General features: G+C 48.3%; 14 protein-coding genes, 1 pseudogene and 1 riboswitch. Of the genes and pseudogenes, 4 read left to right on the plus strand and 11 right to left on the minus strand.

Annotation, left to right across the window (positions count from 1 at the left end):
• Positions 1-107: 107 nt before the first annotated feature.
• On the minus strand, positions 108-437 hold the full coding sequence (locus C2M34_RS14470) for a hypothetical protein (protein WP_105215886.1): 330 nt from the start codon (positions 435-437) through the stop codon (positions 108-110).
• Between the two features lie 449 nt (positions 438-886).
• Between C2M34_RS14470 and C2M34_RS14475 the strand changes: the two genes are divergently transcribed.
• Both C2M34_RS14475 and C2M34_RS14480 read left to right on the plus strand, forming a co-directional pair.
• Complete coding sequence (locus C2M34_RS14475; protein ID WP_105259157.1) at positions 887-1,222, plus strand: zinc ribbon domain-containing protein YjdM; 336 nt, start codon at positions 887-889, stop codon at positions 1,220-1,222.
• Positions 1,223-1,515: 293 nt separating this feature from the next.
• Positions 1,516-4,848: a S8 family serine peptidase gene (locus C2M34_RS14480; protein ID WP_105259158.1), complete on the plus strand. Its 3,333-nt coding sequence runs from the start codon at positions 1,516-1,518 to the stop codon at positions 4,846-4,848.
• A gap of 232 nt (positions 4,849-5,080) precedes the next feature.
• Here C2M34_RS14480 and C2M34_RS14485 read toward each other — a convergent pair whose 3' ends face one another.
• The gene (locus tag C2M34_RS14485) at positions 5,081-7,093 is read right to left on the minus strand and encodes a urocanate hydratase (RefSeq protein WP_105259159.1); all 2,013 of its coding nucleotides are present in this window, start codon (positions 7,091-7,093) and stop codon (positions 5,081-5,083) included.
• A gap of 15 nt (positions 7,094-7,108) precedes the next feature.
• Positions 7,109-8,602 (minus strand): histidine ammonia-lyase, encoded by a 1,494-nt coding sequence (gene hutH, locus C2M34_RS14490; protein WP_105259160.1) that lies wholly within the window; start codon positions 8,600-8,602, stop codon positions 7,109-7,111.
• Positions 8,603-8,764: 162 nt separating this feature from the next.
• On the opposite strand from hutH, the gene C2M34_RS14495 reads away from it, so the two are divergent.
• Complete coding sequence (locus tag C2M34_RS14495; RefSeq protein ID WP_105259161.1) at positions 8,765-9,658, plus strand: LysR family transcriptional regulator; 894 nt, start codon at positions 8,765-8,767, stop codon at positions 9,656-9,658.
• A gap of 120 nt (positions 9,659-9,778) precedes the next feature.
• Here the strand turns inward: C2M34_RS14495 and sucD are convergent, their stop codons facing one another.
• From sucD to sdhC, 8 genes and pseudogenes are all read right to left on the minus strand, one after another.
• The gene (sucD, locus tag C2M34_RS14500) at positions 9,779-10,651 is read right to left on the minus strand and encodes a succinate--CoA ligase subunit alpha (RefSeq protein WP_105199038.1); all 873 of its coding nucleotides are present in this window, start codon (positions 10,649-10,651) and stop codon (positions 9,779-9,781) included.
• Complete coding sequence (sucC, locus tag C2M34_RS14505; RefSeq protein ID WP_105199039.1) at positions 10,651-11,817, minus strand: ADP-forming succinate--CoA ligase subunit beta; 1,167 nt, start codon at positions 11,815-11,817, stop codon at positions 10,651-10,653. Before sucC ends, sucD begins: the two co-directional genes overlap by 1 nt.
• 180 nt (positions 11,818-11,997) lie before the next feature.
• Positions 11,998-13,494 (minus strand): 2-oxoglutarate dehydrogenase complex dihydrolipoyllysine-residue succinyltransferase, encoded by a 1,497-nt coding sequence (odhB, locus tag C2M34_RS14510; RefSeq protein WP_105215871.1) that lies wholly within the window; start codon positions 13,492-13,494, stop codon positions 11,998-12,000.
• Between the two features lie 10 nt (positions 13,495-13,504).
• Positions 13,505-16,317 (minus strand): annotated as a pseudogene (locus tag C2M34_RS14515) (2-oxoglutarate dehydrogenase E1 component).
• Positions 16,318-16,431: 114 nt separating this feature from the next.
• On the minus strand, positions 16,432-17,148 hold the full coding sequence (locus C2M34_RS14520) for a succinate dehydrogenase iron-sulfur subunit (RefSeq protein WP_105199042.1): 717 nt from the start codon (positions 17,146-17,148) through the stop codon (positions 16,432-16,434).
• Between the two features lie 11 nt (positions 17,149-17,159).
• Positions 17,160-18,932, minus strand: a complete 1,773-nt coding sequence (sdhA, locus tag C2M34_RS14525) for a succinate dehydrogenase flavoprotein subunit (RefSeq protein ID WP_105259162.1) — start codon at positions 18,930-18,932, stop codon at positions 17,160-17,162.
• Complete coding sequence (sdhD, locus tag C2M34_RS14530; protein ID WP_105199044.1) at positions 18,933-19,280, minus strand: succinate dehydrogenase, hydrophobic membrane anchor protein; 348 nt, start codon at positions 19,278-19,280, stop codon at positions 18,933-18,935.
• Positions 19,271-19,648: a succinate dehydrogenase, cytochrome b556 subunit gene (gene sdhC / locus C2M34_RS14535; RefSeq protein WP_105199045.1), complete on the minus strand. Its 378-nt coding sequence runs from the start codon at positions 19,646-19,648 to the stop codon at positions 19,271-19,273. Before sdhC ends, sdhD begins: the two co-directional genes overlap by 10 nt.
• A gap of 427 nt (positions 19,649-20,075) precedes the next feature.
• On the opposite strand from sdhC, the gene C2M34_RS14540 reads away from it, so the two are divergent.
• Positions 20,076-21,362, plus strand: a complete 1,287-nt coding sequence (locus C2M34_RS14540) for a citrate synthase (RefSeq protein WP_105259163.1) — start codon at positions 20,076-20,078, stop codon at positions 21,360-21,362.
• Between the two features lie 520 nt (positions 21,363-21,882).
• A riboswitch (cyclic di-GMP riboswitch) is annotated at positions 21,883-21,966 on the plus strand.
• Positions 21,967-21,992 lie beyond the last annotated feature (26 nt).

The raw sequence follows: 21,992 nt of genomic DNA on the forward strand, positions 1-21,992 counted from the left end.
GATTGCTAACGCCCAGCACACGGGCGGCTGAAATGAAGCGAAGCGTAATGTAAGCCGTCCGGCCCGGCGCTTTTTGCCGGGCTAACGTGCTGCTGCTTGTTAGGCATTTACCCTCCGAGCCTTGCCGCCATATTGTGCAATGGTGAATATGCAATAAAAAGCACTACACAAAACACCACAAGTAGCGCACCCGATTTTTTACTTTGCACCGAGCCTTTTATGAATAGCGCGACCGCAAGAATAACTGAGGCCGCCATAAGTAAAAGAAAGAGGCAGCCTAGCAAAAACTCGATAATGTCTGAGATTCCGTACGGCGCATCTGGCTCTATATACATGCCTGCATAAATATAAGCACGAAAGTAAAGCATGAACACAAACAACAAAAATGTAAGCGCTCCAAGCCATATGCTTGATTTCGTACCTTTGCTCAGGATCATAGATGCCTTACAGCTTATTAGTGCGAATTCCCGGTTAAGGAAGTTATCCACAGCAAGGGTAACTCTCACTAATAAAGATTTTATTTAATAATAACACCAAGTTATCAGGTGTTTTTCTCACACGCAATCAAGAAGTAAGCCATAAAAAACGAGCCTTCACTTATTCGAGCCTTCACTGGCTCGCTATGCAATTTATTTTTTAATACATATCAGATACCTATATTTCATTGGCACATAAACGAGCCATTTTTCATTACATAACGTGCCAAAACAAGCACCTCCTAACTCACAGGGATCGCCCATTCCCGTTAAGATTCGCGCTTTCGATTTCGGCTTGATATTTAATTATTCATGTGGCCTTAATTCAGCGCCTATTTTCACTGCGCGCTCGATCCCTGTGCTGAGAAGTTTTATTATTGGCGTACAGTAAACTAAAGAGCCCGAGCATTATGACCCACCCAGCTTGTTTAAATTGTAATTCCCCCTATGTGTACCAAGATCAAAATCAGCTTATTTGCCCCGAGTGTGGCTATGAATGGGACCCGGCTCAACTGGCCGAAGAAGAGCTTATCACCGCCAAGGATGCCAACGGCACCGAACTGAATGCCGGCGACAAGGTGACGCTGGCTAAAGACCTTAAGGTCAAAGGTAGCTCCATGATTATGAAAATAGGCACCAAGGCGCAGATCCGCAGCATCAAAGACAGCAAAGACCATGAACTGGATTGTAAGGTTGATGGCGTCGGCGAAATGATGATCACCGCCAAGTTTGTTAAAAAAGCCTAATCAAGGTTAATCATCGCCTCTTTGCGGCTGGCCTTTCCTGCCAGCCTGTAACCCCCCCTAGTCTTCTTTTTACATTAGCGGTCAATAGGTAAGCTGTTGATTGCGAACTTTTAATTGCATCTGACATAAATAAAAACGTTCAAAAAAGCAAAAAAGCAGTACTAAATTACTAATTTATTTGTTGCTGTTTTGTAAACTTTAACTAACCTAAATCTGGTACTAAAGGTCAATTGGAATTGGGTCGTATCTTTTTGCCCTCATAAACTCTTCCCTTTATTAATATAGGTTCGACAATGAACAGACAGATCACAACAACAACCAGCGCAGTTGCTCTTGCCATTAGTTCCGCGCTAAGCTTTTCGACCCTTGCCAACGACTTAACTATGGCGCCAAATCAACCCTCGAAATTAAATACGCAGCTAAACGTACAGCAAAAAGCAATTCAAACTAATACTGAGCGCCGTATATATATCGTTGAACTTGAATCCGCACCCGTGGCCACCTATGAGGGTGGCGTTAAGGGCCTAGCACCAACAAGTAATAAAATTACCGGGGCAAAGAAACTCAATACTCAAAGCAAGCCGTCACAGGCCTATAGAAAATTTTTAAAAGAGCAACAACGCCAGCTATTAGACAGCACCAAGATGAATAATCGCGTCAAATACGATTATCAATGGGTGTTTAACGGCATGGCGCTGGAGATGAGCGCTGCCGAGGCTAAACGCATGGCCAGTATGCCGGGTGTTAAAAGCATTGCCCTGGAACGCCATGAAACCCTAAATACCGATTCTGGACCACAGTGGATTAATGCCGATGTTATTTGGGGCAATTCACCGAGCAATGTGCCCCATTCTCAAGGCGAAGGCATAGTGGTGGCTGTGCTTGATACCGGTATTAATGCGGATCACCCTTCATTTGCAGCAACAACCTCTGACGGCTATCAACATATCAATCCTTTGGGCTCTGGTAACTATGTTCCCGGCAGCTATTGCGATATTGCCGATGCCAGTTTTTGTAACGACAAGCTTATTGGCGCCTGGTCGTTCGTCCCCTTTGACGCTAACTATCCATCGCCAGAGGACAGTGACGGGCACGGCTCACACACCGCCAGTACGGTAGCGGGAAATCATCTGAGTGCTGAAATATACGCACCGACAACAAGCATGACGCGCGCTATCTCAGGTGTTGCACCTAGGGCTAATATAATCGCCTACGATGTGTGTATCGAAACCTGCCCAGGCTCTGCGCTATTGGCCGCAGTAGAGCAAGTTGTAATTGATGCCTCCAACTTACCCAATGGGATTCACTCGCTTAACTACTCCATCTCTGGTGGCAGCAATCCCTACAATGACTCCGTTGCCCTGGGCTTTCTTAATGCCACTGCCGCCGGTATTTATGTCGCTACCTCTGCCGGTAATGGCGGGCCCGGCGCATCAACGAACGGCCACAATGCGCCCTGGGTAGGCACTACGGGCGCCAGTACACACACCCGCGTACTGGCCAATAGCCTAATCGATATGAGTTCGGATACCGACGGCCTTGCCGATATACATAGTGTTGGATTCACTTCGGGCTATGGCCCTGCACCCATTGTCTATGCGGGTGACTACCCGACCAATAACGGCTCCAGCAATGACACCCAGCCCGCTCAGTGTCTAGAGCCTTTCCCTGCTGGACACTTTGACGGTCAAATCGTGATCTGTGACCGCGGCGCCATCGCCCGGGTGGCTAAAGGTGCCAATGTTGCCGCCGGTGGTGCTGGTGGCTTGGTGTTGGCTAATTTAGCTGCGCAGGGTGAGTCGGTCTCCGCGGATGCTCACTTTATTCCAGGTATTCATGTTGGCGCCAGTGACGGCGATACCCTCAAGGCTTGGGTTGCCTCGGTAACTAACCCGGTCGCGTCAATCAGTGGCTTCAGCGCCCAAGATGATGCGCAAAGCGCAGATATCATGGCTGACTTTAGCTCTCGCGGCCCAAATAATCGACTTGATATAATAAAACCTGACATAACAGCACCTGGCGTCAGCATCTTGGCTGCGGTAAATACCAATGATCCGAGTGACCCCGCAGAATTTGGGTTCCTCAGTGGCACATCCATGTCTTCCCCCCACCATGCTGGGGCTGCGGCTATTTTATCGGCGGCGCGTCCCGACTGGAGCCCTTATATGATTCGCTCGGCATTGATGATGACCAGTGACAATTCAATGGTGCGCAAGGAAGATGGTGTAACCCCGGCGGACGCCTTTGATATGGGCGCCGGGCGTATTGATTTATCTCGTGCCGCCGAAGCCGACCTGGTACTGGATGAATCACCGTTAAACTTCTTTGCCGCCAACCCGGATACGGGTGGCGATCCAAAAACCTTAAATATCGCCAGTATGCAAGACAGCCAGTGTCTGGCCACTTGTAGTTGGACTCGCACCTTTACCAATGTCACCGCGAACACGGTTCATATGGACTTAACGACACAAAGTCATGGCGACGCCTCTTTTTCGGTTAGTCCCTCTCACCTCAAAGTAAAGGCCGGTGAAACTGCCACTGTGACAGTCACCGCAGACACTCGCTTTGCTAACGGCTGGCAGTTTGGTCAGGTCAACCTTAACCGAGATGGCGATGGCCCGGATCTGCACCTGCCCATCGCCGTAAAAGCCATAGATACCACAGCAGCTGGCGTCCTAAGTAAAACCGTAAGCCAACCACAGGCACAGATAGGCGACACCCTTAACTATGTTATCCAGATAAACAATGGCCCATACACAGACGTTATTAACCTCAGTGACCATATTCCGGAGGAACTCGAAGTGGTTCCGGGCTCGGAATCGGCTGTGATAGATGGTGGCAGCACCCTGACCCCATTTACCATAGAGGGCAATTATGCGAGTTGGAGCGGCACACTCAATACCAGTGGGCTAGCCGTCAATGCCTCGCCCGCCCCATTCGGCTATGTTTCTTTGGCTAGCCTAGGCGTTAGCGCCTTTGGTTGTCCAAGCAACTGCGATGATGGTGGCACAGCCTTGAATGTACCTAGCTTTACCTACAATGGTGAGCAGTACAGTTCGGTGATCTGGTCGGTCAACGGTACCTTGGAAGCAGGTACAGCCAGCATGCGGGTGGCTCCTGCCCTCAATGCAAACATGCCAAACAATGCTTTGCCCAATAATCTGTTAGCGCCCTTATGGATGGATCTGAATATGGGTGTCAATGGTGACGGTGCCGAATGGCGCGTTGCCGTCCTCAGTGCCGGCTCTGACCAATACACAGTCTACGAATGGGACAATGTGCCTAAGTTTGGCGATGCCGCCAACCGCTATAGCTTCCAAATTTGGGTTCTCAATGGCCCAACTCAAGGTATCTGGTTCGCCTATGCGCAACTGGGAGATCTGAGTACGGCGACGGTCGGGGCTGAAAACAACAACGGCACCCTAGGCAGTAGCTACTGGTATAATGGCACTGGTACCGCTCCTGCAGTAGGCACGGATTTAAGCGTAGAGTCCGTAATCGGTGGTACGGCGACCTTTAGCTTTGATGCCAACGTTAAAAACTGTACAGACGGTTTTGCTAATATCGTTGAGGTTAATCACGATACCAAGCAAGATAAAGCGATGGCAGCGACCAGCTGTAACTGAATCTAACATACTTGCTATTACACAAACGCCACTGTTTTTTGCAGTGGCGTTTTTATATGCCTAGATAGGCATTGAGCAAGCAGTTCGCTGTTGTTAACTCTATCGGCAAAACGCATTGCAGACCGCATTGCAGACAACTTAGTCCCCTACCTAGACTGGTTGGGAGAGCATCAAGTAGGGATAAAAAAAGGAAGCACTTAGGCTTCCTTTTTAACTAGATTTGCTTGGCAAATTAGAATGACAAGTTATCGAGGATCTCGTCATCAACCAGGTTTGCCAGGGTTACCTTAAGCTTAGGCGTACGGGCCATTTCACGCTTAATCGCAAAGTTGGCTTCTTCGTTACGGGCCCAGCTACGGCGCGCAATACCATTGTTTACATCGAACAACAGCATGGATTTCAAGCGACGCTCGGCACCTTCGCTGCCATCAAGCAGCATACCGAAACCACCGTTGGTTACTTCGCCCCAGCCTACACCGCCACCATTGTGGATAGAGACCCAGGTTGCGCCACGGAAACTGTCGCCGATCACGTTGTGAATCGCCATATCCGCGGTAAAACGGCTGCCATCATAGATGTTTGACGTTTCACGGAACGGTGAGTCGGTGCCGCTCACGTCATGGTGGTCACGACCTAGTACGACCGGGCCAATTTCACCGCGATTAATGGCATCGTTAAAGGCTTTAGCGATTTCCATACGACCTTGGGCGTCGGCGTACAGAATACGCGCTTGTGAACCCACAACCAGTTTGTTTTGCTTGGCGTCTTTGATCCAGGTGATGTTGTCCTGCATCTGTTGCTGAATTTCTTCTGGCGACTCCGCCATGATCTTGTTCAGAACATCGGCTGCAATGGCATCGGTTTTATCCAGATCTTCTGGCTTGCCTGAGGCACATACCCAACGGAATGGACCAAAGCCATAGTCAAAACACATAGGACCAAGAATATCCTGCACGTACGACGGATATTTAAAGTCGATGCCGTTCTCTGCCATCACATCGCCGCCGGCGCGTGAAGCTTCAAGTAAGAAGGCATTACCATAGTCAAAGAAATAAGTGCCACGGGCCGTGTGCTTGTTTACCGCATCGGCATGACGCTTCAAGGTCTCTTGTACCTTAACCTTGAATACTTCTGGCTCTTCACGGATCAATCGGTTTGACTCTTCAAAAGAGATATCAACCGGGTAATAACCGCCCGACCAAGGGTTGTGCAGTGAGGTTTGGTCTGAACCCAGGTGAACAAAAATGTCCTCCTCGTAGAAGCTTTCCCACACATCTACAATGTTACCCACGTAGGCGATAGACACCACTTCTTCATTGGCTTGCGCCTCGCGTACACGCTTGATCAAGGCATCCATGTTGTCGATCAGCTCGTCAACCCAACCCTGCTGGTGGCGCTTAATAGCGGCCTTGGCGTTCACTTCGGCACACACAGTAATACAGTTGGCGATGTTCCCGGCTTTAGGCTGCGCACCACTCATGCCGCCCAGACCGGCGGTTAGGAAGATCTTACCTTGCGGGCTCTCACCTTTCTCAAGCACCTTACGGAAGGCGTTCATCACCGTAATGGTGGTGCCGTGTACGATACCCTGGGGACCGATATACATAAATGAACCTGCGGTCATTTGCCCGTACTGAGTTACACCCAGGGCATTGAACTTCTCCCAGTCATCCGGCTTAGAGTAGTTCGGGATCATCATACCGTTAGTCACCACCACGCGCGGTGCATCTTCTGATGAAGGAAACAGTCCCATTGGGTGACCCGAGTAAATGTGCAAGGTTTGGTCTTTTTCCATCTCGCTCAGATACTTCATGGTTAACAAGTACTGCGCCCAGTTTTGGAATACCGCACCGTTACCACCGTAAGTGATCAACTCCTCAGGGTGCTGAGCAACGGCTGGGTCAAGGTTGTTATCAACCATCAACATAATCGCTGCAGCCTGCTCGCATTTCGCCGGGTAGTCAGAGACCGAGCGCGCCTTCATGTCATAGTTAGGCTTAAAGCGGTACATGTAAATACGGCCAAATTGCTTCAGTTCCTCAGCAAATTCAGCGGCAAGCTCCTGGTGCCATTCTTTAGGGAAATAACGCAAGGCGTTACGTACCGCCAGTTGCTTTTCCTCTGGGCTAAGAATGTCTTTACGCTTTGGCGCGCGGTTTACACCGGCCGGATATGGTTTAGGCTCAGGTAAAACGCTGGGAATACCTTGCTTGATTTGTTCTTGAAAATTCATTGTTGTTTCCATAGCTAAAAGGCCTCCTTAGTTCACGCTAAACGCTTGTGCTTTTACTAGTGCGATCATGGCATCGATATCCGGCTTAAGTAGACGGTCTTCTTCAAGCTTGGCTACCTTCTCGCGAATAATGGCGAAGTTTTCTTCGATGATGTCAGAGCACTTGTTCGGACGACGGAATTCAATGGCCTGCGCCGCATACATCAATTCGATAGCAAAGATCTTTTCCAGGTTACCCAGGATTTGATTCAGTTTTCGACCTGAGATGCTGCCCATGGATACGTGATCTTCCTGACCCATAGAGGTAGGTACGCTGTCCGCTGATGGTGGGAAGCACAGTGATTTGTTCTCTGTTACTAGGGCCGCAGTGGCATACTGAGGGATCATCATGCCCGAGTTAAGGCCACCTGAAGTGGTCAATAAACGCGGCAGACCGTGCAGGCCTTCAAGCATTAGGTAACAACGGCGGTCGGAGATATTGCCAAGCTCGGCAGCAGCAATCGACGCATAATCCAATACCATGGCCAGAGGCTGACCGTGGAAGCTGCCGCCAGAAATCGCTTCTTCTGCGCTGATCACGATTGGGTTATCGGTCACCGAGTTCATCTCGATTTCTACCAGCTCTTTAAGGTGGTTAAAGGCGTTACGTGATGCGCCGTGTACCTGCGGGATACAACGCAGCGAGTAAGGGTCTTGTACGCGATCGCAGTCAGTGTGTGCAGCCATGTTTTGTGAGCCGTTGAAGAACATACGCATACGCTTAGCGACTTCGATGTTGCCTTCAAACGGACGAGTTGCATGCAGCTCTTCTCTAAAGGGTGAGCCACTGCCCTGCATGCCTTCGATGCTCATGGCACCGGCTAAATCTGCTAGATCAAGGAGGTAACGCATCTTGGTCAGCGCCGTGATACCGTGTGACAGAATAAACTGGGTACCATTGATAAGAGCCAGACCTTCTTTGGCGTGCAGCTCAAGCGGCGCTAGGCCATTGGCTTCAAGTAAATGGGCCGCAGCTACGGGTTTGCCGTCTTGCCAGAATTCACCTTCGCCAATAAGTGGCAAGAATAAGTGTGAAAGCGGTGCCAGATCACCCGATGCACCGACCGAGCCCTGCTCTGGTACCACAGGAATAAGGTCAAGCTCTAGGAAGGCCAACATGCGCTCTACCACTTCCAGGCGAATACCCGAGAAGCCTTGGCTTAGGGCGTGCACCTTAGTGATCAGCATCAATTTAGAAATTGATTTAGCGATAGGCTCACCCACACCTACGGCATGAGTGATCAAAAGGTTCTTTTGTAAAAGATGGGTTTCTTCTGGTGAGATTTGCGTATCGCACAAAGGGCCAAAGCCGGTGTTGATACCGTAAACGGCCTTATCTGAAGCGGCCATCACGTCGACATTCTGACGGCTTTTATTAATTTTATCTAAGGCTTCCTGGCAAAGCTCGGCTTTAATGCTGCCATCGGCGATGCCGTTAACAGTATCAAGATTTAGCTGGTCTACACCATATCTAAACGTCATCTTATTCTCCTAACTTGTTGTCTGTGCGAAGCAATACTTGCTTAATTAAACCATGCTAACTTGCCAGAGATGTTTTATAAATACATAATATTCGTAATTCATTCCGGTTTTATCGAACTAAACTTATCTAATTAAACATCCTTCTCGAATTAAGGGGATCAAGTGCAAGTCCATGACGTAGACCTACGCTTACTGCGTATCTTTGTGGCCATCGTTGAGTGCGGCGGTTTGGCGGCGGCGGAGTCGCGCCTGAGCATCGGCCGCTCCACCATAAGTTCACATTTATCGGACTTAGAGGTACGCCTGGGCATTAAACTCTGTAAACGCGGGCGCAGCGGTTTCGAGCTTACCGAGCCCGGGCGCATCACCTATCAGGCCTCTTTGGAGCTGTTACAGCAATGCGAGGCCTTTGCCAGCACGGTCGCGACCTCAAAAAATGAATTATCCGGTCGGGTTAGTCTGGCGATCATAGATACCCTGGTCAGCGACCCCCGTTGCGCCGTTGCACATGTTATTGCCGAGCTTAAGGAGCGAGGCAGCAACGTTCAGTTCGATATTAATGTGTGTGAGGCGCGGGAAGTTGAAACCTCTGTAGTCAATGGCCGGGCGCTGGTGGGCATAGGCGTCAGTCGCCATCATTTAAGGGGCCTTGATTATTACCCGCTTCATGATGAAACCAACTACTTGTATTGTGCGGCGGGCCATCCCCTGTTCGACTGTGACCCCTCCGCCGTGAGTGATCTGTTAGCCGATGCGGAAGTGATCACCAGTAACTATATGCGTGATCGGGAAAGCCGCAACGATGGTTTAAATTATCAAAACAGTGCCATCGCCTACCATGATGAAGGCATCGCCCATTTAATTTTATCCGGGAAGTTTATCGGCTATCTGCCCGAGCATTATGCCCGGCATTGGGTTGATAAGGGGGTGTTTAAAGCCATCGAGCCCGAAGTGTATCGCTACACCATACCGGTAGTTTTGATCACTTCTAAAAATAACTCAGCCTCGCCACTGGCGCAGGCATTGATAGAAGAAATGAAGCGCTGCCACCTGTAGGTCGGGATTTTATCCCGACAAAAAACACATATTCTCATTTTGTCGGCCTGAAGGCCGACCTACAAATCGACCTACAAAAAACCCGCCAAGAGGCGGGTTTTTCTTAAGCGTTATGCGAGATTACCAACCGGTTTTCTCTTTAAGCGCTTTACCGATATCAGCAAGTGAACGTACAGTTTGTACGCCAGCTGCTTCAAGGGCTGCGAACTTCTCGTCAGCAGTACCTTTACCACCGGCGATGATGGCACCAGCGTGGCCCATACGCTTACCCGGAGGAGCAGTAACACCAGCGATGTAAGATACTACAGGCTTAGTGACGTTTTCTTTGATGTACGCCGCCGCTTCTTCTTCAGCTGTACCGCCGATCTCACCGATCATTACGATAGCTTCAGTTTGCGGATCTTTCTCGAACATCTCTAGTACGTCGATGAAGTTAGTACCAGGAATTGGGTCACCACCGATACCTACACAGGTAGACTGACCGAAGCCAGCGTCAGTAGTTTGCTTAACCGCTTCGTAAGTAAGAGTACCAGAACGAGATACGATACCTACTTTACCAGGCTTGTGAATGTGACCAGGCATGATACCGATCTTAGTTTCACCCGGAGTGATAACACCTGGGCAGTTAGGACCGATCATGCGAACGCCAGTTTGGTCAAGCTTAACTTTAACGTCAACCATGTCTAGCGTTGGGATACCTTCAGTGATACAAACGATAAGCTCGATGCCAGCATCGATAGCTTCAAGGATTGCATCTTTACAGAAAGGTGCTGGTACGTAGATTACTGATGCAGTTGCGCCAGTTGCTTCTACTGCGTCACGTACTGTGTTGAACACAGGTAGACCAAGGTGAGTTTGACCGCCTTTACCAGGTGATACACCACCTACCATCTGCGTGCCGTACTCAAGTGCTTGCTCAGAGTGGAAAGTACCCTGACCACCAGTGAAACCTTGGCAGATTACTTTAGTGTCTTTATTAATTAGTACAGACATTATTTGCCCTCCGCAGCAGCAACAACTTTTTCAGCAGCGTCTGTTAGAGATTCTGCAGCAATGATGTCTAGACCTGAGTTCGCAAGAACGTCACGACCTAGTTCAGCATTAGTACCTTCAAGACGTACAACTACAGGAACGTTTACGCCAACTTCTTTAACTGCACCGATGATGCCTTCTGCGATCATGTCACAACGTACAATACCGCCGAAGATGTTAACTAGAACAGCTTTAACGTTGTCGTCAGAAAGGATGATCTTAAACGCTTCAGCTACACGCTCTTTAGTCGCGCCGCCACCAACGTCTAGGAAGTTAGCTGGCTTACCGCCGTGTAGGTTTACGATGTCCATAGTACCCATTGCTAGGCCTGCACCGTTAACCATACAACCTACGTTACCGTCTAGTGCAACATAGTTAAGTTCCCACTGTGCAGCGTGAGCTTCACGCTCGTCTTCTTGCGAAGGATCGTGCATAGCGCGGATTTTAGGCTGACGGTACAACGCGTTACCATCAACACCGATTTTACCGTCTAGACAGTGAAGGTTACCTTCTTCTGTGATTACTAGAGGGTTGATTTCAAGTAGAGCGAAATCGAAATCGTTGAACATGTTCGCAAGACCCATGAAGATCTTAACGAATTGCTTCATTTGTGTTGGGTTAAGACCCAATTTGAAGCCTAGTTCACGAGCTTGGTAAGCTTGAGGACCAACTAGAGGATCGATCTCAGCTTTGTGAATTAGTTCAGGCGTTTCTTCTGCAACTTGTTCGATTTCAACACCGCCTTCGGTTGACGCCATGAAAACAACTTTACGTGAAGCGCGGTCGACAACAGCACCAAGGTAGAGTTCGTTAGCAATGTCTGTGCAGCTTTCTACAAGGATCTTAGCAACTGGCTGACCGTTTTCGTCAGTTTGATAAGTTACTAGGTTTTTACCTAACCAGTTTTGAGCGAAATCTTTGATCTCTTGTTTGCTGTCAGCAAGTTTTACACCGCCCGCTTTACCGCGGCCACCGGCGTGAACCTGACATTTAACAACCCATTTGTCACCACCGATTTTATCAGCAGCTTCAGCAGCTTCTTGAGGCGTGTCACATGCGTAGCCTTCAGAAACTGGTAAACCATATTCGGCAAAAAGTTGTTTTGCCTGATACTCATGCAAATTCATGATGCTTTATCCAATTTTTTGTACTAAAAGAGCTGAATAAATATGCAATTTATTCAACCATCCCAAATTGCGCACCTAGTATAGTTCTCATGGCAATGCTTGAAAACCCTAGTACGACTAAAGGTGGCAAAAAAAAGCTGCGACAAGGGTCGCAGCTTAATTTATATGCAATTTTGACGCTTATACGTCTAATAGAAGACGTGTAGGATCTTCTAACATCTCTTTGATGGTTACCAAGAAGCCTACCGACTCTTTACCATCGATTTGACGGTGGTCATACGATAGTGCTAGGTACATCATAGGTAGGATCTCTACCTTACCGTTAACCGCCATAGGACGGTCTTGGATCTTGTGCATGCCTAGGATTGAAGACTGCGGCAAGTTGATGATAGGCGTAGAAAGGAGTGAACCGAATACACCACCGTTAGTGATGGTGAAGTTACCACCTGTCATATCTTCAACAGTTAGTTTGCCATCGCGGCCTTTGATCGCTAGATCTTTGATGCCTTTTTCGATTTCAGCAAGAGACAGCTTGTCACAGTCACGAAGAACCGGAGTCACTAGACCACGCGGAGTCGATACCGCGATGCTGATGTCGAAGTAGTTGTGGTAAACGATATCATCGCCGTCGATTGACGCGTTTACTTCTGGGAAGCGCTTAAGTGCTTCAACAACTGCTTTCACGTAGAAAGACATGAAACCTAGACGGGTACCGTGACGCTTCTCGAATACTTCTTGGTATTGCTTACGAAGATCCATGATTGGCTTCATGTTTACTTCGTTGAAGGTAGTCAACATGGCTGTTGAGTTCTTCGCTTCAAGTAGACGATTAGCAATGGTCTTACGTAGACGTGTCATAGGAACACGTTTTTGCGTACGGTTGCCAACAGGAGCAGGCGCAGCAGCGGCTGTGCTTTCTTGCTTAGCAGGCGCGCTCTTGATGAAGGCATCAACGTCTTCTTTAGTTACGCGACCATTTTTGCCAGAACCCTTGATTTGCGAAGCATCCAGGCCTTTCTCGGCAATTAGGCGGCGTACAGAAGGCGTTAGCGCATCGGCAGCGCTGTCGTCACTTGACGCTTCAGCAGCAGGAGCTGCGGCGGCTGGTGCAGCACCGGCTGTGGCGCCAGCGATTAGCTTACCAATTACTTGCTCACCAAGTACTGTGTCGCCTTCGCCATGGATGTGCTCACCCATTACGCCATCTTCAGGTGCTACCACCTCAAGAACAACTTTGTCAGTTTCGATATCAACCAGGTTTTGGTCGCGGCTTACCGCTTCACCAGGTTGTACGTGCCATGTTGCGATTGTTGCATCAGCAACAGATTCTGGAAGTACAGGAACTTTAATATCCACTTCTTTACCTTCTTGTGCGCCAGCAGCGGCTGGAGCGGCTTTGTCTTCAGATGGAGCTGGTGCAGCACCAGCGTCAGCGGCATCAGCTTCACCGATAATGGCAATTACCTGCTCGGCCAGCACTGTTGCGCCTTCTTGTTCTTTGATTTCAGTGATCACACCATCAGCAGGTGCAACAACTTCTAAAACAACCTTGTCGGTTTCGATGTCAACCAGGTTTTGATCGCGACTTACTTTGTCGCCAACACTCACGTGCCACGTTGCGACCGAAGCGTCAGCAACTGACTCAGGAAGAACAGGAACCTTGATTTCTGTGGTCATCTCTTATCCCTTATTTTTTAATGGTAAGCGCGTCAGCGACTAACGCTTGTTGTTCTTTAGTATGTACGGCCATATAACCACATGCAGGTGCTGCAGAGGCTTTACGACCTGCGTATGTTAGGTTGGCACCCTGTGGAATTGAATTCCAGAAGTGATGCTGCGAGCAATACCAAGCGCCTTGGTTTTGCGGCTCTTCCTGACACCATACAAAGTCTTTCACATGGCTGTAACGCTCAACAATGTTCGCCATTTCCTGATGCGGGAATGGGTATAATTGCTCAACGCGCACAATAGCAATATTGTCGATTTCCAGCTTACGACGCTCTTGCAGTAGTTCGTAGTAAACCTTACCGCTACAGAAAACCACACGCTCAACTTTCTTCGCATCGATATCATCGATCTCGTCGATCATGTTGTGGAATACGCCTGCAGAAAGTTCTTCCAGAGACGATACCGCAAGCGGGTGACGTAGTAATGATTTCGGCGTCATTACGATAAGCGGACGACGAAGAGGACGTACCGCCTGACGACGTAGCATGGCGTAAACCTGTGCTGGAGTCGAAGGCACACATACCTGCATATTGTGGTCGGCACACAGCTGAAGGAAACGCTCAAGACGCGCCGAGCTGTGCTCTGGGCCCTGACCTTCATAGCCATGTGGTAGCAAACAAGTTAGACCACAAAGACGGCCCCACTTCTGCTCACCCGAACTTAGGAATTGGTCGAATACAACCTGAGCACCGTTGGCGAAGTCGCCGAATTGCGCTTCCCACATAACCAGTGACGTTGGCTCTGCCGTGGCATAACCGTATTCGAATGCCAGTACCGCTTCTTCAGAAAGCACCGAGTCGTATACTTCAAACTTACCTTGCGCTTCGCTGATATGCTGTAGCGGCAAGTAAGTAGAAGCGTCAGCTTGGTTGTGTACAACCGCGTGACGGTGGAAGAAGGTACCACGACCTGAATCCTGACCCGTTAGGCGGATGTCCGTGCCCTCTTCAACCATGGTTGCGTAAGCAAGCGTTTCCGCCATACCCCAGTCCAGTAACTTGTCACCGGCGGCCATGGCTTTACGGTCGTCGTAAATTTTCTTAACGCGCGACTGAGCCTTGTGGTTTTCAGGGTAAGACGCCACCTTGTTGCCAAGCTCTTTAAGCTTTTCAACAGATACGCTGGCATCGTATTGGGTATCCCAATCGTGACCCACGAACTTAGACCACTCTGAAGAGTGCTTGGTCTCTGGCTCAATTTCTTCAACCCACAGTGACCATCATCAAGACCACCGCGATAGGTATCGACCAAGTTCTTGATTTCTGCCTCAGTGAACAGGCCTTCAGAAATCAACTGCTGCGCATAGATTTCACGAGGAACCGCGTGCTTCTTGATCTTTTGATACATCAAAGGCTGAGTTGCATTTGGCTCGTCAGCTTCGTTGTGACCGTGACGACGGTAACATACCAGGTCGATAACCACATCGCGCTTAAACTGATTACGGAAATCAAGAGCGATTTGGGTAACCATGGCAACCGCTTCTGGGTCGTCCGAGTTGACGTGGAAAATCGGCGCCTGAACCATCTTAGCGATGTCGGTACAGTAGTCAGTAGAACGCACATCATCTTGGTTCGAAGTTGTAAAGCCAACTTGGTTGTTGACAACGATACGTACGCTACCACCTACCTTAAAGGCATTGGTTTGCGACATATTGAAGGTTTCTTGCACCACGCCCTGACCGGCGATCGCCGAGTCACCGTGAATGGTGATAGGCAGCGCTTTAGAGCCGCTTTCGCAACCAAGACGGTCTAGACGAGCACGCACCGATCCCATAACTACCGGGTTTACGATTTCCAAGTGCGACGGGTTAAATGCAAGTGCCATATGGACACTGCCGCCAGCGGTTGCGAAATCAGACGAGTAACCCATGTGGTATTTCACGTCACCCGAGCCTAGCGTGTCATTGTGCTTACCGGCGAACTCATCGAACAGCGCCGATGGGTTTTTACCCAGTACGTTAACAAGCACGTTTAGACGACCACGGTGGGCCATACCGATAACCGCTTCCTGTTGACCGCTTTCACCTGCACGGTGAATAAGCTCTTTCAACATAGGTACTAGGGCGTCACCACCTTCCAGTGAGAAACGCTTGGCGCCTGGGAATTTAGCACCCAGGTACTTTTCTAGACCATCGGCGGCAATCAGACCTTTTAGAATACGCTTTTTAGTAGCGCTATCGAATTGCGGGCGAGCCTGCACCGATTCTAAACGCTGTTGTAACCAACGCTTTTCTTCGGTCGATGTGATGTGCATGTATTCAGCACCAATAGAACCACAATAAGTAGTCTTAAGTGCTTGATAAAGTTCACCCAGTTTCATCATTTCACCGCCGGCAGCGAATGAACCTACATAAAACTCAGTGTCGAAATCTTCTTTGGAAAGGCCGTGGAATTCTAAGTCTAAATCGCGTACGCGCTCACGCTGCCATAGACCCAAGGGGTCAAGGTTCGCGTTTTGATGACCACGGAAACGAAAAGCATTGATAAGTTGCAGAACTTTGATCTGTTTCGGGTCAGCTTGACCCCCTTCTGCAATAATTACTTCTCGGTGTTTATTTTTTGCCAGTTCGGCGAATTCGGCTCTAACTTGTGAATGTTTGGTTTCTACATCCACGCCTTCCACTTTTGGAAGTTGTTCGAACACTACACGCCATTCTTCTGGCACTGAAGTCACATCATCAAGATATGCTTCATAAAGCTCCTCAACATAAGCAACGTTGCCGCCGTATAGATGAGAAGACTCTAGCCATGCCTTCATCACACCATCGTGCATTTATAAGCCCTTTTATCTAGCGCAGATTTACATTGTCTAGCCTACTCAATAATTGAGTAAGTGATCGAAGAATGGCCAGACAGATGTCTAGCCATTCTTTGCGTTATTATGCCCTTAAACAGAACGATTAAGAAGCATTGATTTGATTTGACCAATCGCTTTAGTCGGATTCAAGCCTTTCGGGCACACGTTGACACAGTTCATGATATTGTGACAACGGAATACGCTAAATGCGTCGTCCAAATCGGCCAAGCGTTCTTCGGTTGCCGTATCACGGCTGTCCGCTAGGAAGCGGTATGCGTGTAGCAAGCCCGCAGGGCCAATAAATTTGTCTGGGTTCCACCAGAAACTCGGACAAGAAGTAGAACAACAGGCACACAAGATACACTCGTATAGGCCATCAAGCTTATCACGCTCTTCAATTGACTGAAGACGCTCGCCTGCTGCCGGTGTGTCGTTGATCAGGAACGGCTTCACTTTCTCGTATTGGGTATAGAACTGAGTCATATCAATAACGAGGTCGCGCACTACAGGTAGACCTGGAAGTGGACGAATGATCACCTTACCTTTGCCGTTTTTCTGCAACGCAGAAATAGGCGTGATACATGCAAGGCCGTTTTTGCCGTTCATGTTAACACCGTCAGAACCACATACACCTTCGCGGCAAGAGCGACGGAATGCCAGGCTTGGGTCTTGTTCTTTTAACAGAATCAAGGCATCAAGCACCATCATATCGCGGCCTTCTTCCACCTCTAGGGTGTATTCCTGCATGCGCGGTGCGTTATCCACATCTGGATTGTAACGATAAACAGATAATTCTAAAGTTGCCATCGTCATCTCTCCTAGTAAGTACGAGCTTTAGGTGGGAACGCTTCACGCAATTTAGGCGCGTAGTTAACGTCACGTTTTGACATCTGCTCAGTCTCAGGGTTGTAGATACTGTGACATAGCCAGTTGTCATCATCACGCTCTGGGAAGTCGAAGCGTGAGTGTGCACCACGGCTCTCGGTACGGAAGTTAGCTGCAACTGCCGTTGAGTACGCGGTTTCCATAAGGTTGTCTAGTTCTAGACACTCAATACGCTGGGTATTGAAGTCGCTTGATTTATCATCAAGACGGGCGAACTGTAGACGCTCACGGATTTCTTTAAGTTCTTTAAGACCCGTTGCCATGGCATCACCTTCACGGAATACCGAGAAGTTAAGCTGCATACACTGCTGTAGATCTTTCTTAATTTGAACTGGGTCTTCACCTTGACCAGGCTTAGATGTTTCCCAACGATTGAAGCGCGCAAGAGCACCATCAATGTTGTCAGTTGAAGCATCACGCTGTGCTTGGTAATCATTCAGGTAAGTACCTAGGAAGTTACCGGCGGCACGGCCGAATACCACAAGGTCAAGTAGTGAGTTACCGCCTAGACGGTTAGCACCGTGTACAGATACACAGGCAATCTCACCTACCGCGAATAGACCTTCAACCAGTGTCTCATTACCTTGACCGTCTACGTTCAGAACCTGACCGTTAACGTTTGTAGGCACACCACCCATCATGTAGTGACAGGTTGGGATTACTGGAATTGGCTCTTTTGCTGGGTCAACGTGAGCGAATGTTTTCGCCAGGTCACATACGCCAGGAAGACGTAGGTTAAGGGTTTCTTCACCCAGGTGGTCTAGCTTCAGCTTGATGTGAGGACCCCAAGGACCTTCACAACCACGACCTTCACGGATCTCAGTCATCATTGAACGAGCAACAACGTCACGAGAAGCAAGGTCTTTGGCGTTTGGCGCATAACGCTCCATGAAACGCTCGCCGTCTTTGTTTAGAAGGTAACCACCTTCACCACGACAACCTTCAGTAACTAGTACACCGGCACCGGCGATACCGGTTGGGTGGAACTGCCACATTTCCATGTCTTGCATCGCAACGCCGGCACGTGTTGCCATACCAACACCGTCACCTGTGTTGATGTGCGCGTTTGTAGTAGAGGCGAAGATACGACCTGCACCACCGGTTGCAAGAACCACGGCTTTCGATTTGAAGTAAACAACTTCACCGGCTTCGATGTCGATTGCAGTACAACCAACAACGGCGCCGTCGTCGTTTTTAACTAGATCAAGCGCATACCACTCAGAATAAACGTTGGTTTTGTTTTTAACGTTCTGTTGGTATAGGCAGTGTAGCAGTGCGTGACCTGTACGGTCGGCAGCAGCCGCTGTACGAGCCGCTTGCTCACCACCAAAATTCTTAGACTGACCGCCGAAAGGACGCTGATATACACGGCCATTTTCAAAACGTGAGAATGGTAGACCCATGTTCTCAAGCTCGGTAATAGCTTCCGGGCCAGTTTTACACATGTATTCGATAGCGTCTTGGTCACCGATGTAATCAGAACCTTTAACGGTATCGTACATGTGCCATTCCCAGTTATCCTCGTGCGAGTTACCTAGCGCAACTGTGATACCACCTTGCGCAGAAACTGTGTGTGAACGAGTTGGGAAAACTTTAGAAATAAGAGCACAAGACTTGCCCGATTCGGTGATAGCTAGTGCTGCACGCATACCCGCGCCGCCGGCACCAATTACTACCGCATCAAATTCGCGAACTGAATATTTCACTTAAACACCCCATAGTACGAATAGGCCGATCACTACGTAAGCAAGAGCCATAAGGTTTAGTACGAAGCCAAGAAACGCGCGTAGTTGAGCGTTCTTTACGTAGTCAGTTAATACCTGCCATAGGCCGATGCGTGTATGCACCATGATGCAAATTAGTGCCACCAGGGTGAACACTTTCATCGCTAGGTTGCCGAATAGTCCTGACCATGCTTCATAGGTTAGTGCTGGAGTGCAAAGCAGATAACCAATAATAAATAGTGCGTAAGCACTGATAACTAGCGCTGTAGCACGAAGAGATACGAAATCCTGAACGCCATTGCGCTTAAGAGATGCTTGATTTAAGACCATAGCCAAACTCCCGCTAAAACAGCAACAATTACCCATAACACTAGGGCTGCTTTAGCCGTCGCGTTACCTGAGTCTAATTCTTTCCACGGGCCCAAATCTTGGACTAAGTGGCGTACACCTGCGATGAAGTGATACGAAAGAACGGTGAGGGTACCCCAGGCGATAAATTTGGCAACAAACCCGGTTAACAGGCTTTTGACAAATTCAAATCCTTCCGGAGAAGATAGAGACTCAGCCCATGCCCAAATCACAAAGGTCAAGGCAAAGAACATTGCTACACCGGTGACGCGGTGAAGAATTGATGCTTTGGCCGTTGCTGGCATAGAGATGGTCGTTAGATCGAGATTTACAGGTCTTTGCTTTTTCACAGTTACTTGCCCATCTTGCTCACATTGAAAAATAGAGCCATCTACATTGTTTTTATAACCATTTATGCATCACTGCATAAATGCGCTCACAGAAATAAACCGTAGACATGCGAAAAATTCACTTTAGGTGTTCGACTTTAAAGCGAATTTCCACTGATTTGTCATAATCGGTTTACTCAAAGACGTTACGGTATTGAACCTCAGACAGTATATAAGTCTGCAGAGGATATTACAATTCTTGTTTAGTCTCGCAGGTTTGCGAATTAGCCATTGGTATAATATTTAATCTGTGAGGAATATTTATTATACCTAGATGCATTAAAATTGACTTTCTACCCCTCTTGTACGTTAGAATGAGCGCAATTTGCTTAACATTAGTATCACGCATAACAGCAGCAGCTTGTTATTCTTATTAGGAGATAAATAGATGGCAGATAAGAAAGCCACAGTTCATATTGATGGACACGACCCTATCGAGCTTCCAATTTATGAAGGCACAGCGGGTCAAGACGTTATCGACGTTCGTACCTTGGGCTCTCACGGTTACTTCACTTACGACCCAGGCTTTATGTCGACTGGCTCTTGTGACTCATCTATCACCTACATCGATGGCGCCAAGGGTGTACTACTACACCGCGGCTACCCTATCGACCAACTAGCCGAAAACTCAAACTACACCGAGCTATGCTACCTACTGTTAAACGGCGAACTGCCAACAGCAGAGCAACTTGAAAAATTCTCAAACTCAATCACATTAAGCACCATGGTCCATGAAAAGGTTGCGGCCTTCTTCCAGGGTTTCCGTGTTGATGCACACCCAATGGCCATGCTGTGTGGTGTAGTTGGTGCTATGTCTTCTTTCTATCACCAGGACCTGGACATTGCCGACCCGATCCAGCGTAAACGCAGCGCCATTCGCCTAGTCGCCAAGCTGCCAACAATCGCAGCCATGGCTTACAAATACACCATTGGTCAGCCTTTCGTTTACCCACGTAACGACTTGAGCTACGCAGAAAACTTCCTACACATGATGTTCTCTGTGCCTTCGGAAGAATACAAGGTAAGCCCAGTGCTAGCGAAAGCTATGGACCGTATCTTTATGCTTCACGCCGACCATGAGCAAAACGCGTCAACGTCGACAGTACGTATCGCTGGCTCTTCAGGCGCTAACCCTTATGCATGTATCGCAGCCGGTATCGCATCACTGTGGGGCCCTGCTCACGGCGGTGCTAACGAAGCCTGCTTGACCATGCTGCAAGAAATCGGTTCGGTTGACCGTATCGACGAATACGTTGCTAAAGCCAAAGATAAGAACGACCCGTTCCGTCTAATGGGCTTCGGTCACCGTGTCTACAAGAACTTCGACCCACGCGCTACGGTAATGCGTGAAACCTGTCACGAAGTACTGAAAGAGCTTAACATCGAAGATCCACTACTAGACGTAGCTATGCGCCTAGAGCAAATCGCTCTGGAAGACCCATACTTCGTTGAGAAGAAGCTATACCCGAACGTAGACTTCTACTCAGGTATCATTCTTAAGGCAATCGGTATTCCTACCAGCATGTTCACAGTGATCTTTGCTATGGCCCGTACCGTAGGTTGGATCTCACACTGGGATGAAATGCTATCTCAGCCTGGTCACAAGATCAGCCGCCCACGTCAGCTTTATAAAGGCGCGACCAAGCGTGATTATGTGAGCCAGGATAAGCGCTAAGCGCCCTGCTGTATGCACTAAGTAGTAAACAGCTACTTAACTAAGATGAAATCGGCTAAAGAATTTTCTTTAGCCGATTTTGTTTTTTTTGAGGCTTATGCAAAATAAAATGAACGAACGCTGAAAAAATAAAATTTATATCTTTAAAATTATTAAAATCAATAAGTTAGATAACCCTCATCTAATTATAAACCCGTTAATCTCAGGGTAAAAATGAAGCCTTGCTGAATGATCTGGCAAATATATAAATTTATTTCATGCCCATCTAGACTCTATATCAAGCACTCATTTCCTAGCTATCTTTTCAGCATCTAATTGAGTTTCAAAACGTTTTTTTAGTCTTCAAAAATCTAATGAAAAAACATTAAAATTTCTTCCTTGGATTACTTGCTTGAATTGATCATTTTTTATACCATCCCTCCACGAATCGTATGGAATGTAAACAAAAGGCACTTCCTTACTGATATGAGCTTAAAAGCCGTTTTTACTAATTTTATGCTCAAGCATACAGATATTGTTAGCTAGAAAAAGGCAAATTAAGGGAAACCTTGATACGCAAAACGACCGGCCTAAGGACATTGTCTATGGCAGCGGAGTTGCCGAGGCGATGATATGTCATCTCCCTCTTCC

The organism is Pseudoalteromonas sp. T1lg88, assembly GCF_002964765.1.
Classification (GTDB): Bacteria; Pseudomonadota; Gammaproteobacteria; order Enterobacterales; family Alteromonadaceae; genus Pseudoalteromonas.